General features: G+C 36.5%; 12 protein-coding genes. 11 read left to right on the forward strand and 1 reads right to left on the reverse strand.

What is annotated here, in order from left to right; genetic code table 11:
- The first annotated feature begins 121 nt into the window (after nucleotides 1–121).
- Together ACFOUV_RS15690 and ACFOUV_RS15695 are read left to right on the forward strand one after the other, a co-directional pair.
- Nucleotides 122–277 (forward strand): hypothetical protein, encoded by a 156-nt coding sequence (locus ACFOUV_RS15690; protein WP_379497728.1) that lies wholly within the window; start codon nucleotides 122–124, stop codon nucleotides 275–277.
- Nucleotides 278–466: 189 nt separating this feature from the next.
- Nucleotides 467–868, forward strand: a complete 402-nt coding sequence (locus ACFOUV_RS15695) for a hypothetical protein (protein ID WP_379497729.1) — start codon at nucleotides 467–469, stop codon at nucleotides 866–868.
- 462 nt (nucleotides 869–1,330) lie between these two features.
- Here the strand turns inward: ACFOUV_RS15695 and cspD are convergent, their stop codons facing one another.
- Nucleotides 1,331–1,531, reverse strand: a complete 201-nt coding sequence (gene cspD, locus ACFOUV_RS15700) for a cold-shock protein CspD (protein WP_067730599.1) — start codon at nucleotides 1,529–1,531, stop codon at nucleotides 1,331–1,333.
- Nucleotides 1,532–2,329: 798 nt separating this feature from the next.
- Here cspD and ACFOUV_RS15705 point away from each other — a divergent pair.
- The 9 genes from ACFOUV_RS15705 to ACFOUV_RS15745 all read left to right on the forward strand — a co-directional run bounded on the left by ACFOUV_RS15705 (nucleotide 2,330) and on the right by ACFOUV_RS15745 (nucleotide 15,937).
- Complete coding sequence (locus ACFOUV_RS15705; protein ID WP_379497730.1) at nucleotides 2,330–4,702, forward strand: glycoside hydrolase family 65 protein; 2,373 nt, start codon at nucleotides 2,330–2,332, stop codon at nucleotides 4,700–4,702.
- Nucleotides 4,703–4,714: 12 nt separating this feature from the next.
- A complete protein-coding gene (locus ACFOUV_RS15710; protein ID WP_379497731.1) occupies nucleotides 4,715–5,971 on the forward strand; it encodes an extracellular solute-binding protein in 1,257 nt (418 codons plus the stop codon).
- 144 nt (nucleotides 5,972–6,115) lie between these two features.
- Nucleotides 6,116–6,997, forward strand: a complete 882-nt coding sequence (locus ACFOUV_RS15715; RefSeq protein ID WP_379497732.1) for a carbohydrate ABC transporter permease — start codon at nucleotides 6,116–6,118, stop codon at nucleotides 6,995–6,997.
- Nucleotides 6,998–7,002: 5 nt separating this feature from the next.
- Nucleotides 7,003–7,830: a carbohydrate ABC transporter permease gene (locus tag ACFOUV_RS15720; protein WP_379497733.1), complete on the forward strand. Its 828-nt coding sequence runs from the start codon at nucleotides 7,003–7,005 to the stop codon at nucleotides 7,828–7,830.
- Nucleotides 7,831–7,851: 21 nt separating this feature from the next.
- Nucleotides 7,852–8,526 carry a beta-phosphoglucomutase gene (gene pgmB / locus ACFOUV_RS15725; RefSeq protein WP_379497809.1) on the forward strand — a complete coding sequence of 225 codons (675 nt, stop codon included), beginning with the start codon at nucleotides 7,852–7,854 and terminating at the stop codon, nucleotides 8,524–8,526.
- A 43-nt stretch (nucleotides 8,527–8,569) separates the two neighbouring features.
- Nucleotides 8,570–9,607 (forward strand): LacI family DNA-binding transcriptional regulator, encoded by a 1,038-nt coding sequence (locus ACFOUV_RS15730; protein WP_379497734.1) that lies wholly within the window; start codon nucleotides 8,570–8,572, stop codon nucleotides 9,605–9,607.
- 57 nt (nucleotides 9,608–9,664) lie between these two features.
- Nucleotides 9,665–11,923: a glycoside hydrolase family 65 protein gene (locus ACFOUV_RS15735; RefSeq protein ID WP_379497735.1), complete on the forward strand. Its 2,259-nt coding sequence runs from the start codon at nucleotides 9,665–9,667 to the stop codon at nucleotides 11,921–11,923.
- 727 nt (nucleotides 11,924–12,650) lie between these two features.
- A complete protein-coding gene (locus ACFOUV_RS15740) occupies nucleotides 12,651–14,633 on the forward strand; it encodes an N-acyl-D-amino-acid deacylase family protein (protein WP_379497736.1) in 1,983 nt (660 codons plus the stop codon).
- Between the two features lie 986 nt (nucleotides 14,634–15,619).
- On the forward strand, nucleotides 15,620–15,937 hold the full coding sequence (locus ACFOUV_RS15745) for a hypothetical protein (protein WP_379497737.1): 318 nt from the start codon (nucleotides 15,620–15,622) through the stop codon (nucleotides 15,935–15,937).
- Nucleotides 15,938–15,941: the final 4 nt, after the last annotated feature.

Genomic DNA, 15,941 nt, shown 5'->3' on the forward strand with positions numbered 1-15,941 from the left:
TTTCTTACTCGATTTAATGCCGATTTACCATTATGATCCTGCTCGACTAAATAGGTTCTCATTGGTCCTATTGTATAGACGAACAAGTAAACCTGTCCCCATGTCCCACCCCTGGGAGGAAGTGAAAAAGTTATTGACCAAGAATCAATGGGAATGGGTGAAATATTTCATTATAGTAGACAAGACCTTGAAGGAAATTGCTGAACAGGAAGGGGTAGCAATCGAAGGAAGAAAAGGGAGTTTTATTAGTACATTGTACCTGAGGAAGAGCGGGTGAAGCAGTCGGAGACGATAAGAAGCACTTGGCTATTCTAAATAAGGGATCGCTCCACCAATAAAGTCGAAACCGATTAGATTTTGATGGACTTTGCAGGTATCCTGAATAGATATGTTAAAGTAAATATTAAGATTGTAAATAATGTTTAAGATCTAACTACTGTCTACGTTTATCAAAGGAGATAATTATGTGATAACTTCATTAATGAGTGTGCTAGGCTTTTTCATATTTATTATACTCATTATTCTTATATGGGATTTGTTTACAGGACTTTTTACATTTATAGGTATAGTGTTAGCAGTTATAGTAGGAATTATAATCCTATTCATCTTAGGTGCAATTATAGTAAGCTTTATGAAAAGTATAAAAGAAGAAATAACTAACAAAGAGGATGTGCCATCCCTGATTTACCTTCCAGTTGTAAGGTTTCGAGATGACCTCGCAATAATAATTTATGCAGTATATAAAGTGATTTCACATATAGATGATGACGTAAAAGGACAAGCACACGAGCGGATGAAAAAGATTTTTGGAGAAGATTATGATGATGGACAAATCGATGAGGATTTAAAACCGAAGTCAGAGAGCTAATCATATTGATTATTGCAGCTTCAATGCATATAAAATTGTTTTTATGCCAACATGATAAATCAGTAAAAGCTGAATGAAGAAGCACATAGGTTAAATCCGTTGGAACTATCCCAAAAAGAAGGTAGCACACGTATGCCCAGAAGTGATCGACTATCATATTTTGATAGTCGATCAGAGTATTTTAACGCAATTCGTTCCGTTCTTGTTGTGGTGAAAAAAATAAATGTGTTAAAGGTTAGAAGTCAAAAGTTAATGTGTCTGCTAGCTTTTCAATACTTCACGAGTATTAATCCTAATAATCTTTTTAGTGACAACACGTTGCTGATTTTTTTTATTTCTGTTATTACTTAAATCATTCTACAGGGGAAAATCCGTATTAACGGAAACAAAAGGCAATCGTTTCACTAAAACAAATCAAATAAAAAAGCTCTTCTCATATGAGAAGAGCTTTCATCATGTTATTTACGCTTTTTCAACGTTTGCTGCTTGTGGTCCGCGGTTACCTTCTTCAATTTCAAAAGAAACTGCTTGACCTTCATCTAATGATTTGAAACCGTCGCCTTGAATTGCTGAGAAATGTACGAATACATCGTCTCCACCTTCAACCTCGATAAAACCGAAACCTTTGTCTGCGTTAAACCATTTTACTGTACCGTTACTCATAAAAAAACTCCTCTGTGCTTTATAGCACGTTTATTACTTTTTGGTTCAAGATCATAATTCAAGACGATGATAATCACTAGTAAGTTTTACAAATATCTTGTTTTGCTAAACCGAACATCAATAAGTTAATCCTAGTATAACACATTTTAGTAAGATAGATAGCTTTTAAAAATATTTAAAAAAGAGGGATACGAGCCATGAATTTAAACAGATAATTATCCATGAACTCAGTTAACTTGATACAAGTTCCTGACCCCCACCAAGGGAATTTATTCAGAGGCACCACTCCCTCAGTCCTTAGCAACTATTGAAAATAGGACCCCAGACTTGAAAACACTGAGATACTTTTCTTTACATGATAATCTTTTATTAAGAAAAATCATTCTGGGGTGTAGCATGTGGATGATAGTGCGACGCTATCCATAATGAAAGTTAGCATGGATGATTTTGCACCTTGTTCTATATGTTTGGGGGTATCCTTATTCTGATATTATTCCACCACTATTCCTATTTAACGGACTTTATGGTATGAATCACGTTTGGTAACCGTGTCTTCAAGTTTCTATTTCAGGTAAACAAACCTATGGTTATTAGCGTAAATTACTGATTCTAGACTTGATAAATTTGTAATCTTTTGTTGACTTTTGGTAAATAGAGGAATAAACTAAATGTAAGCGATACCTAAAACGTTTTCGTGAATATGATATATATTATTTTATGAAAGCGCATATATTTTTTATAAATTCACTAAAACGTTTTCGAAATGAATTTAGCATTTTTCTAAGGAGGACTTTTCACATGATGGATTATTCATTAGGTAAGGGAGATTTTGAGAACTGGGTTGTTTCTGACACCGCATTTTCTCCTGATACGTTAGGGAAGACAGAGTCGATTATGTATCTTGGAAACGGATACATGGGATTACGGTCTGCAACCGAGGAGCCTTACCTGAAAGAAGTTAGGAACTTACTTGTGAGCGGTACATTTAATAAGTTCAGTGAAGAAGAAGTTACTGAATTGCCAAATGTTTCCGATATGACGAGATTAGATATTCGTGTAGATGGAGAACGATTTAGTCTTGAACTTGGTGAAACGAAAGAATATGTTAAACAATTAAATTTAAAAACTGCAGAATTGACTAGAACGTTTAATTGGACATCTCCTAAGGGTAAGGAACTGCGTTTTCATTTTAGAAGATTTGTTTCTCTTGATAATCTGCACCTAATCGGAATGAAAATGGATATTGAGAGTTTAACAGATCCTGTTGAGATTTCCTTTGATTCTGGTATTAATGCTCAGCTAAGCAATACAGGTTCACAGCATTTCCATGAAGGTGAAAAGAGAATATTTGATAAACGTTTTGTACAGTTAATCCAAACAACGATTGAATCAAATATCGATATTGTTTTAAATACAGCCCATCAACTTACACTTAATGGTAAGAATGTACAAGAAGAACCAGTAATGAATATGGATCGTCGTAAAGTATGGCTAACATTTGATTTGGCACTCCAACCAGGCGATAAATTAGAACTTGAGAAATTAACGACAGTATATACAAGTCGTGATAAAGAATTTGATACGCCAGAATACCAGCTGAAAAAGCTTCGCGAACATTCTTTAAATGATTTGCGCAGCAGTTCAGAAAAAGGCTATGATGCACTCTTCCAGTCACATAAAGAAGCTTGGAAGAATAAAGTTTGGAGTGTATACAATTTCGAGGTGAATAGTGAAAATCCATTTGATCAGCTTTCTTTACGGTTTGCACTTTATCATCTAACTGTAATGACACCAGCTCATGATGAAAGAATGGGAATTGCTGCAAAGGCATTAAGTGGTGAAGGATATAAAGGGCATTCCTTCTGGGATACAGAATTATTTATACTGCCATTTTTTACGTATTCAAACCCAGAAGTTGCCAAGTCGCTTCTGAAATATCGTTACCATGGGTTAGCAGGGGCTAGAAGTAAAGCGAAAGATAATGGTTATGAAGGTGCAATGTATCCTTGGGAAGCTGCATGGCCAACGGATGGTGAAGTAACACCAGTATGGGGAGCAGTGGATATCGTAACAGGGGAACAAACAAAGATCTGGTCTGGCTTTATCGAACAGCATATCACATCTGACATCGCATTCGCAGTATACCAATACTATAACGTTACCGGTGACCAAGAATTCATGAATAAATATGGATATGAAATGGTATTTGATACGGCAAGATTCTGGACAAGCCGTTTAGAATGGAATAAAGCTAAGCAAGAATATCACATCAATAATGTGATCGGTCCTGATGAATATAAAGAACATGTGGATAATAATGCCTTTACAAACTATATGGCACATTTCAATATTAAGTTAGCAATCTCTTATTACGATAAGTTAGAAAAAGAGAATCCAACATTATTATCTAATTTGACCAAACAACTAGACTTAAAAGAAGCGTACAAACTTTGGAAATCAAAACTTACAAAAATTTATTTACCTAAGCCTCGTAAAGAAGATGCTGTCATTCCACAGGATGATACCTATCTGCACTTGAATGTGCTTGATTTAACAAAATATAAGCAAGCGGATAAAGTAGGTACCTTGTTCAGTGAATACAATTTAGAACAAGTAAATCAAATGCAAATTACGAAACAAGCTGATGTCATGATATTGCTTTACTTATTAGAACAAGCAGATAATGTATTTACTAATGAAATAAAGCAAGCCAATTTTGACTATTATGAACCAAAAACAACGCATGACTCGTCCTTAAGCCTATCAACACATGCCATTATGGCAAATGATCTTGGTAAAAACGAACTTGCTTACTTATTATTTAAAAAAGCATCAGAAATTGATCTTGGTCCTTTTATGCATTCTTCAGACCATGGTATTCATGCTGCATCACTTGGTGGAATCTGGCAAGCAGCAGTATTTGGTTTTGCAGGAATACGTCTTGTAGAAGGTAAACTTAGAATTAATCCTAGGCTTCCAAAACATTGGAAAGATATGAAGTTTACCATTAACTGGAAGGGTCAGCCAGTATCTCTAACAATCACAAATGATATATTAACGATCCATCCGTTAAATGGAGGAATGATTACGTTTGAAGTTTTTGGAAACACCTATGAAACTAATCAAGAAATGGAAGTTAAGCTTGAAGAAGAAACATCTAACATATTTTAGGAGGAAAATCTAATGAAGAAAATTGCATTTCAATTAACTTTATTCATGTTAGTTTTATTTTTAGCTGGTTGTAGTGGGTCTTCGGAAGGTGGCAGCGGATCTGCTGAATCTGGTGGAGATTCGATGACATTGGCTGTTTGGGGTTCCTCACCAGCTGAAAATAAAGCATTAGAAGAAACAGTTGCTAGCTTTGAGGAAGCAAAAGGCATTAATGTGGAAGTAGAAGTCATTCAAGATAATTTCCAAGATGCATTAACCGCACGCTTTGCAGCAAACAATGCACCAGATGTGTTCTATTTAGAATCTTATGTGGCTCCAAGATTTATTGAAAGTGGAGTGCTTAGTGATATCTCAGATGATATTCCGGAACAAGGAGACTTTTATCAACCATTATTAGATTCATTTAAAGGTGAAGACGGAAATTTGTACGCGGTTCCAAAAGACTATTCCACACTAGCAATGTATGTTAATGAAAATCTTTTAGCAGAAGCAGGTTTTTCAGTGGAAGATATTCCTTCTGATTGGGAAGGATTAGTAAAATTCTCTGAAGAACTCCAAGGCAATTTAGCAGAAGGTCAAGCTGCCATGATTTTTGACGCTACGATGGCACGGCACTTAAGCAGTTTATTAGCAAGCGGACTTAATCCTGTTACTGAAGATGACCAAGCAGATTTCACAGCAAGTGAAGAAGCAATTGCTTACTTGCAAAGTCTAGTAGATGGTCAAGCTGCTGGATACTTGAAAAACCCAACGATTGATTTAGGTATTGACTCTGCGGGTGCGGCATTTGGTACAAATAAAGCAGCGATCATGATTGAAGGGAATTGGGTAATTAGTGCATTAAACCAGGATTACCCAGATGTATCATATAAAGTATTACCTGCACCAACTGTAAATGGAGAAAATCAATCCATGACATTCAACGTTGGTTATGCAATTTCAAAAGATACAGTAAATAAAGAGGCAGCAGTAGAATTTGTGAATTATATGACTGGTGAAGGACTCGAGCAATGGAGTGAGATCTCTGGGACCTTACCAACAAGGGTATCTGTAGAGGAAGCAATGAACTTAAGCGAAAAAGAAAATCTAACTGCACATATTGAAGCTGCAGAGTATGGGACTGTATGGTCTTCAGGGATTAACCTCCCAACCATTTCCACTTCTTTTGATAACTATTTCTCAGCAGCGTTAAATGGAGATATGTCGGTCGAGGAAGCTATGCAAGCGGCGGAAGATGAAGCAAACGCAGAATTAGAAAGACAACAATAGCATTTAAAATAGTAATAATAATATTTATTTTCAGCACTCGCCTTTAGTAGGTAGTGCTGAAGTACCAATGTATTCACAACCACGAAACTGAAGAACAGGATATACGTTTAGTGGCTAGTGTTTCCTAATAAGAGGTGAATGAGTATGGGCGGGAAACGTTATTCCAATTTGGCTGGATATACATTTTTAATGCCAGCGATGATTGCTATTCTTGTATTTATATTAGTACCAATTGCATATGCGTTTTTCTTGATGTTTTTTAAAGTGGATATGTTATCTGGAACGAGAACATTTGTTGGATTGAATAACTTCTCTATACTGTTTAGCGATCCAAAGTTCTGGGCAGCTTTTGAAAATACATTTAAATATGTCATTGTTGTCGTACCAATTCAAACGATTATTGCCATGGTTTTGGCAGTCTTGTTAAATAGTAAAATCGAATTTAACAGAGCGTTTTTAACCATAATGTTTATTCCTACATTAACATCTTCCTCTGCGATGACGTTAATCTTTATGTGGTTATTTAATAACAATGGATTAGTTGTAAATCTAATAGACTCTCTATTTGGTGTTAGAATGCAATTTTTAACCAATCCCGATTTAGCGTTATCGGTGATCATGGTTATGAACATCTTTTCTACCGTGCCACATTTTATGATTGTCTTCTTGTCAGGATTGCAGGATATTCCCGGCAGCCTTTATGAAGCAGCTTCCATTGATGGAGCAACAAAGGTGAAACAATTTCTCCATGTGACTGTTCCACAATTAATGCCAATTACCTTCTATGTTGTGACAATGGGACTTGTTGGATGTTTCCAAATCTTTGACCAGGCATTTATCATATCCAATGGTACAGGTGGTCCACAAAACTCTACATTAACATTTACGTTATATATTTATCAGTTGGCTTTTACTAGTAATGATATGGGAAGGGCAACAGCATTGGCATTTATACTTGGTTTAATTATATTTACAGTTACAGCCATTGTGAATAGATTACTAAAAGCAGATAAAATGAATGGGTGATAGGTATGAAAAAAAATAATAAAACCCTAAAAGTAATTGTATATACATTGTTGATAGCCTACTCTCTATTAACGCTTCTTCCGTTTTTCTGGAGTATCTTAACATCATTTAAGACGACAGCAGAAATTGCGGGTGGAGAAACGATTTTCCCGGAAATCTGGAGTTTAAGCGGTTATCAAACAATATTAGAGTCTCAATATACGAGATGGGTGTTCAATTCCATATTCGTTTCCTTGATTGTAACGGTATTAAATTTAATTTTTAATACAATGGCAGGGTATGCTTTTGCAAGAATTCAATTCAGGGGACGTAATATGCTGTTTAGTCTCATGTTACTTTTAATTATGGTTCCCTCACAGGTAACGATGATTCCATTATATATTGTTATTTCTGATTTGGGGTTAATCAATACGCATATGTCTTTAATTTTCACAACGATGATTAACATTGCTTACATCTTCATGATGAGGCAATTCTTTATTAATTTCCCTAAGGATGTGGAAGAAGCAGCGGCTATGGATGGTTTAAGCAAAATAGGAACATTCTTTAGAATCGTCATCCCTAATGCCAGGCCTGCATTGGCAACACAAGGTATCTTCGTATTCATGGCAATTTGGAATGAATTTATGAAGCCATTACTATTCATCTCAAGTCCGGATAAGTATATGTTAACGCAAGGGTTAAACGCACTTTCTAAGCAGTTTATGAATGCAACTGCCTGGGATGTTATTATGGCAGGAGCTCTACTATCAATTATCCCGATATTTATTCTCTACATTTTCTTGAATAAATACTTTATTCAAAGCAATGACCAAACCACTGGTGTCAAATAGTTGGAAGGGGAATGACTTATGTTGAAAGCAGTTATATTTGATTTGGACGGTGTTATCACCGATACAGCAGAGTTTCATTTTCAAGCATGGAGAAATATGGCAAATTCCATTCATATTGATTTTGATCGGGAATTTAATGAAGAATTAAAAGGAATCAGCCGGATGGATAGTTTAAATAAAATTTTAGACTATGGCGGGGTTATAGATAACTATTCGGATGAACAAAAAGAAGAGTTAGCTGATTCTAAGAACAATGAATATGTTAGTTTGCTTAGTGAGTTAAAGCCAGAACATATTTATCCTGGAATCAAAAAATTATTAGATGCATTAAAAGAAAATGATATAAAAATTGGTTTAGCTTCGGCAAGTAAAAATGGTCCGACTATTCTTGATAGATTGGGGATTACTAACTATTTTGACGTAATTGTAAATCCCGCTCTAATCGAGAACGGTAAACCAGCACCAGATATTTTTCTAAAGGCTGCTTTGGATCTAGGAGTAACGCCGGAAGAATGTATAGGGATTGAAGACGCTGAAGCAGGAATTAAGGCAATTAAAGATGCGAACATGTTTGCGGTAGGTGTAGGTACCGTGGATGTTATGAAAAAGGCGGGAGCTGATATAGTACTGGAAAATACGAAGGAATTGGTCTTCAGCAGTCTATTAGATGCTTTCAAGCAAACAAGCCCCCTTTAATCGAAAGATAAGCTCTAAATACTAGAATGGAAAGTGGGATATTTTGGTTACTATAAAAGATGTTGCAAAAAAGGCTGGAGTCTCAATCGCAATTGTATCCAAAGCACTCAATAACTATCCGGATGTTAGTCCTAAGACAAAGCAAAGGATATTAGAGATTGCTAATGAAATGAACTATACACCAAACATTGTTGCTAAGAATCTATCGTCCAAGACACAAAAGACAATAGGTATGATTACATCTGGATTTTTAAATTCGGAAGGAAAAGATAATAGCAACATATTTGATATGTTTAAAGGCGTCTATACTGGTGTGGAAGAAAAACAATATGAACTTGCCATCTATCTAACAGACACACTGAAGCAACAACAAAGAAGTTATGCAAAGTTCTGTCAGAATCGCAATATTGGTGGGGCTGTTTTAATGGGGATTCGTGTAGATGATCCCTATTTCACAGAATTATTGGATACAAATATCCCTTGTGTTCTGGTTGATATAAATATAGAAAGTCATTATGAAAATATTGGTAGTGTTTCCACCGATAATATTAAAGCTAGCTATGAAATCGCTTCGTATTTATTAGACCGAAATCATACACATATTGTTGTGATGGCAGGGACAAAAGCAGCCTATGTCAATAGCCAACGTCTTATCGGAGTAGAAAAGGCTTTTAAAGAATACGGGTTAGAAGTCTCGGATACCAATGTGCTATATGGTAACTTCTCTGAAGAAGAGGCATACGTGCTATCTAAAGAATATCTGGAAAAAGCTAAGGTTGTTCCTACTGCATTTCTATGTTTCAGTGATTTAATGGCATATGGGGTCATGAAAGCTGTAAAAGAAACAGGGTTAAAAATCCCTGAAGATATCTCAATCACTGGTTTTGATGGACTGGTAATTAATGAGTATACGCAACCTACACTTACTACCGCCAAACAAGATTTTTACGAAATTGGCAGACAGTCTGCACTTTTATTACAACAATTGATGGAAGGTAAAAAAGTAGATACGAAACGGATTGTGGAACACCAGATTGTGGAAAGAGAAAGTGTCCAAACATTAACAAAAGAATTGAAATAGCGCTCCTAGGATATATTTTTGGGGTGCTTTTTCTCGCATATGGAGGAATTTAAATAAATGACTTGGAAACTTACAAAATCAGAATTAGATAATCAGAACCTTTTAATCAACGAAAGTCTTTTATCACTTGGCAATGGATACCTGGGTGTAAGAGGGAATTTTGAAGAAGGTTATACAGATGATTTTAAATCAGTTCGTGGTACATACATCAATGCTTTTCACGATGAAACTGAGATTACATATGGGGAAAAGTTACACGCTTTTCCAGATAAACAGCAAAAGCTTGTCAACGTAATTGATGCTCAATCCGTACAAATTTTTATTGATGGAGAACGATTCTCTTTATTTGAGGGGGAGGTCTTATCCTTTGAACGTACGTTGTATTTAGATAAGGGGTACTCCGAGCGCATCATTCACTGGAAATCTTCTGCTGGAAAAGAGGTTCAATTGCAGTTTAGAAGGTTGGTTTCCTTCGTTCATCGTGAACTGTTTGCACTGGATATTAAGATTAAACCTTTAGACGAAATAAAAGAGCTCAGAATTGTCTCTAATGTTAATGGAGATGTATCTAATTTTGTTGATAAAAATGATCCACGCGTTGCCTCCGGCCATGCGAAACGTTTGTCTGTGGAAGAAGTGAAAAAGATAGATAGATATAGTGTCATTAAAGATACCACGTATGAAACGAATTTGGATGTTGCCTGTATCAGCTCTTCACAAGTTGATGTGGAAAATCATTTTTATGAGAGTCATATAAAGGATGGGGCAGTGGAAGAAGTCTATGCTGTTGATGGCCCCGTACAATTTACAAAATTTAATGTGTATACCGATACATTAAGACATGGTGAAAACGTCATAGAAGAAGGGTTGAAAATCCAACATAAGATTGGTGACTCAATATTTGAAAATCTTTTAGCGGAGCAAAAAGCATATCTGGACAATTTTTGGAGTGTAGGCGATGTGAAAATTAGCGGGGATGAACATTTGCAAGAAGGAATTCGCTTTAATCTTTATCAACTGCTACAGTCTGTTGGAAAAGATTCCATTAGTAACATCGCCGCAAAAGGTCTTTCTGGTGAAGGTTATGAGGGGCATTATTTCTGGGATACGGAAATTTATATTTTTCCGGTATTCTTAATGATTAACCCTGAAATTGCGAAAAATTTATTATTACAACGCTATTCCATATTGGATAGTGCGAGAGAGCGTGCTAGAGAAATGGGGCATAAAAAAGGAGCACTTTTCCCATGGCGTACAATCACAGGTGGGGAAAGTTCAGCATTTTTCCCTGCTGGAACTGCACAGTATCATATTAGTGCCGACATAGCGTATAGCTATATTCAATATTATCTTGTCACAAAAGACGAAGAATTTTTGAAAGACTATATGGCTGAGGTACTCTTTGAAACAGCAAGACTTTGGGTGAATACGGGGCACTTTAAAAATGGTCAATTCCGAATTGATGATGTCACTGGGCCAGATGAGTACACTTGTATTGTAAATAATAATTACTACACGAATGTCATGGCTAAGTATAATTTATTATGGGCTGCAAAAGTTTATCATTCAATGAAAGCAAAGGGAGTTGTGGCGACGTTAGCGAATAAACTTGATTTAGGGTTAGATGAAGTGGATGAATGGCAGAAAGCAGCAGAAAAAATGTATCTTCCATATGATGAAAAGTTAGAGATTAGTGCACAGGATGATAGTTTTTTACAAAAAAAACGTTGGGATTTAGAAGAAACGCCAAAAGAAAATTTTCCATTATTATTAAACTACCATCCGCTTACCCTATATCGTTATCAAGTATGTAAACAAGCAGATACTGTGTTAGGTCACTTTTTATTGGAGGATGAAACAGATTATAAGACAATTAAGAATTCATATGATTACTATGAAAGTATAACAACACATGATTCATCACTATCTTATTGTGTATACAGCATCATGGCATCTAAACTTGGATACCAAGATAAAGCGTATGCGTATTTCAATGAAACAGCAAGACTTGACTTAGACAACATACATGGTAATACGAAAGATGGACTTCACATGGCAAATATGGGTGGGACTTGGCTGGGAATTGTTTATGGTTTTGCCGGCGTGCGTGTGAAAGAAAGTGGATTGTCCCTTGTGCCAAACTTACCAAAACAGTGGGATTCGTTGGAGTTTCATTTACAGTATCAAGGAAGACTAATACATGTGAAGATGGGTAAAGATGGAGTTAGTTATTCCTTGATTGAGGGAGAAGAACTTATCTTTAAGCACAAAGGTGAGGATGTCACTCTTGTACGTGGAATATCTGTAAAGAAGTAAAAGAAACCAGACCAGCGGCTTATGTTGGAAGATTATAATCAGTAATTTGATAGAGGGGCGTCTAATCTGGTAATGGGTTAGATCATAACTGGATGAATTGCCGGAACTTCCTAAAGTGTTTTGTACCACAACACAGCTGGAAACGGCAGACGTGAAGATTTAAAAAGCAAAACAATGAACCAATGGATAATCAGCAGCCAAGCGCCTGTGGTGAAAACCTGGCGAAGGTTCAACGACTAGAATGTACTGCCTAAAGCGGAAGCAATGGCAATGAGATTCGTAGGGTGGAGGAGAACGATCCCCATTCGAAGTGCCCAGTCCCTTAGAGATTTAAGGGTGAGGATATAGTCTATTTTGCGATTGAAAGACGTAGCGGCAAAGCAAGCCAACCAGCAACCATAAGGTGTTTGGCAGTTATTACAATAATTATTTTAAAAGGGATTCTAGTTAAGCTAGAATCTCTTTATCTTTTTAGTAATCTTGACAGGTGCATAAAGTGTTCAGTTCTATCGAGTGATAACTGTTCATTTATTCTAGTAGTTACAACTTACCGGATATAGCCATATCATTTCAAATAAAATAGTCATTTTCTCCCCTTTTTTCTTCTTTTTTGTTATAAATGAAGGAATATCGTAGAAAAAACAGAAGTTAGAAATATAGGAATATTCAGGAGGTGAAAAGGTAGAAAGAAATGGCAAAATATAATAATAAAAATGGAGGATTGGCTATGAAAAAGAAAAATAATCTTTTTTTGTGGATCGCAGTTTTATTATTGTTGGCTAGTATCTTAACACCGACAATCACCAACTCCAAAGCTAGAGCTGATGAACATGTCTATGATTTAATTTTACGAAAAGGAACAATTATTGATGGAACAGGAGGACCTTCTTATCAAGCCGATGTTGGGGTGAAAAATGGTTATATCCATAAGATAGGAGACTTAACGGAAGAAAGTGGAACAAAAGAAGTGGATGTTGATGGACAGATTATTGCACCGGGTTTTATCGAAGTGCATAGTCACGCAAACGTAAATTTGCTTCCGGTCGCAAAAAGCTCTCTAACACAGGGAGTAACTACTGAAATGTTAAATCCTGATGGTTTTGGTAGCGCAGATATAACAGATAGATTGAAGCTTGAAGAAGAGGGGTTGGCTATTAATATTGGAGCGTATCTTGGATTTAATGCCGTCTGGGAAGAAGTAGTAGGTGAAGATGATCGAGAACCTACGGAAGCGGAAATAGGAGAGATGCAAAATCTAGTACAAAAAGGTATGGAAGACGGAGCTTGGGGTATTTCTTCTGGATTGACTTATACGCCGGGAGCATATGCAGAAACAGAACACATCATAGAAGTGGTGAAAGCAGCTGAAAGATGGAGAACTAACTTTCCAAGTCATATTCGAAATGAAAATAACCAGGTAGTCGAAGCCACTGCTGAAATAATAGAAATTGGTGAACAAGCTGGACTTGTTCCTGTAATTACCCATATGAAAGTAATGGGGCCAGATAATTGGGGGAAATCCGCAGAAACTATAGGATTGATTGAAGAAGCTAACGCTAGGGGCACTTACGCTGCTGCAGATGTCTATCCTTATTTAGCAAGCCAAACTGGAATTACAGCGATTGTGCCCAATTGGGTAGAAGATGGTGGGCGACAGGCGATGCTTGATCGCTTCAACGACCCTGAATTACGGCCACAAATTAGTGAGGAAATTGAAGAATTAATCTTAAGTAGAGGAGAAAGTGCTGACGATGTCTATTTCCCTGAAAAGAGACTAACATTACAAGAGATCGCCGATAGTCAGAATGTCAGTCCAGGTGAAGCTGTAATGAGAATTATAGAGGAAGATGGTAATGTACGCACCATCTATTATTTTGGGGATGAAGGGGATTTCAAAAGAATTCTTCAAAATCCAACTACAGCTATAGGATCTGATGGAGGCGTGACAGATTCTGCGAGCATTCATCCGAGAAGATACGGAACGCATCCGAGAGTTCTCGGAAAATATGTTAGAGAAGAGAGATTAATAGAGTTAGAAGAAGCTATATTCAAAATGACTGGTTTACCCGCTACGATGATTGGAATGACTGATAGGGGGCTGATTAAAGAAGGTATGGTAGCAGATATCACCATTTTTGATTCAAATACAATAATCGACCATGCAACCTTTGATGAACCGAAACAGTATTCTGAAGGGATTTATCAGGTTTATGTGAACGGGGAGTTAGCGCTTGAAGAAGGGGAATTAACGGGAACTCAAGCAGGAAAAGCTCTTAAACGTTCCGGCAATATGCCAAGTCGCCCAGCATCTTTTAGTAAAAATGCTGATATAGATGTCGATGGAAAACTCTTGGAAGTGAATCCTCCAAGAAAGGGCCAAAAGCCTGTCATTGAAATGTCTATCAGCCAGGAGGCCTACGGAGAAGCAACTGGAACTCTTTTCTTTGAGGATAAAGCTAATGGAATAAAAATCGAAAGCCTCCAGCTAGGAGAGGTACAGACTTTGGATGATAACTGGGCTAGTTTCACGGGTATTGGTGCTATAGATGATCCCGAAGAAACTAAAGCTTTCTCCATCATCCTGGAGGAAAGCGATCCGCTAGTATCTGGCGATCGAGCAACTGTGACCATCGAAATAGAGGATGAGTATAAATTTAAAGGGTTTTTAGTACCAAATGAAATAAAATTGGAGGCTTCTGAAAGTAACTAGTTCTAGGTCTGGGCCGGTGTGACAGGTACCTCAATCTCGTGAGGGCAACCAGGACAAGTCTCTTGGTCTGCGTTGTTATGAGGATTAAAGGTTTTCAGTTTTTATGAAGATTAGACTGATTAATAACACTCCATAATTGGTTGACTTTTACTAGGAATATACCAATTATGGGGTGTTTTATGTGTGGGTAAGGGTTACTTTATTTTCTGGTATTGGATTAAAATGGAGTCGAGGGATATCATGTTCATTTAGAGGCCCAGTTAGTCCCAAGAAAAGGTACGTGCCTGGATGGCAAAAAGATACAAGGAAGTTTGATTTTCCGGATAAGCCAATTGTAACAAGTATATAAAGGTATGCTGTAAAAATGAGTTTTAATCGAGAAGAATTAAAACGTAATTCTCAATTATATATGTCAGCATGAGGTTGTTTGGAGAGACGTTACATATCGTTGTCCAGTCATTGATATATAATTCCACATAATTTCGAACAACGCCAACAACCTATATGGTTCCATTCTGGGAACTTTTCTTATTAGACGATTTAACTAGTTGCATATGGCCTTCGCTAATTGAAGAATCCTATGTCAGATCTTTAATCGAAGAAGACCCTAGCTCACAGATTCTCTGGAATATCCTCACAGTGGAGGTTTTTTACAAAGCGAATTGCACTTAAAGTGGATGGCTGTCTGTTAAAAAATCATTCATTCGGGTACTGAACAGGCACGAATATAAACCATACCCTCATTGAATTATAATTAACCTAATCAATAGTTTCTCTAGATATATCTAAAAAGAGGCTGATCTTAAATGGTCAGTCTCTTTTTAACGCCCCAGAATTAAGTATATAATTCACTAAAAGGATATTAAACCAACTTTCTATTCAAAATTAGAATAAACAAATAATTTACCTAAAATTCCCAAGATTTATTTGATTAGGTAAAAAGTTGTGGTAAAATAGATTTAGTTAGTGAAGGAGGTGAAATTTAAATGTCAGTATCAAGAATTTTAAAATGGGTTACTGGAGCATTCGAAGCATTTCTAGCGATTCCGGTCCTTGGTGGGACTTTCATTGTTTCTTTGTTTTGGACACCGTTACTTGTTATGCTAATCTTACATATTGTCACATTAATAATGACCAAAAAGGATGAAGGTAAAACAGTAGGTAGTGTCTTAGGGATCATTACTAGCTGTATTGGTTGGATCCCAGGGGTCGGTATGATTATGCATATCCTTTCTGCTATTTTCTTAATGATAAATGCAGCACAACCTGATAATAAGTCTATTAGTAATAATCCAGCAGCTTAATGCA

This window comes from Oceanobacillus longus, from assembly GCF_042650085.1.
Lineage (GTDB): Bacteria > Bacillota > Bacilli > Bacillales > Amphibacillaceae > Oceanobacillus > Oceanobacillus longus.

What these genes read in the sequence shown, in the direction of transcription:
- cspD (WP_067730599.1), bottom strand. Translation starts at nt 1,531, where the DNA reads ATGAGTAACGGTACAGTAAAATGGTTTAACGCAGACAAAGGTTTCGGT.
- ACFOUV_RS15705 (WP_379497730.1), top strand. Translation starts at nt 2,330, where the DNA reads ATGATGGATTATTCATTAGGTAAGGGAGATTTTGAGAACTGGGTTGTT.
- ACFOUV_RS15710 (WP_379497731.1), top strand. Translation starts at nt 4,715, where the DNA reads ATGAAGAAAATTGCATTTCAATTAACTTTATTCATGTTAGTTTTATTT.
- ACFOUV_RS15715 (WP_379497732.1), top strand. Translation starts at nt 6,116, where the DNA reads ATGGGCGGGAAACGTTATTCCAATTTGGCTGGATATACATTTTTAATG.
- ACFOUV_RS15720 (WP_379497733.1), top strand. Translation starts at nt 7,003, where the DNA reads ATGAAAAAAAATAATAAAACCCTAAAAGTAATTGTATATACATTGTTG.
- ACFOUV_RS15735 (WP_379497735.1), top strand. Translation starts at nt 9,665, where the DNA reads ATGACTTGGAAACTTACAAAATCAGAATTAGATAATCAGAACCTTTTA.
- ACFOUV_RS15740 (WP_379497736.1), top strand. Translation starts at nt 12,651, where the DNA reads ATGAAAAAGAAAAATAATCTTTTTTTGTGGATCGCAGTTTTATTATTG.
- ACFOUV_RS15745 (WP_379497737.1), top strand. Translation starts at nt 15,620, where the DNA reads ATGTCAGTATCAAGAATTTTAAAATGGGTTACTGGAGCATTCGAAGCA.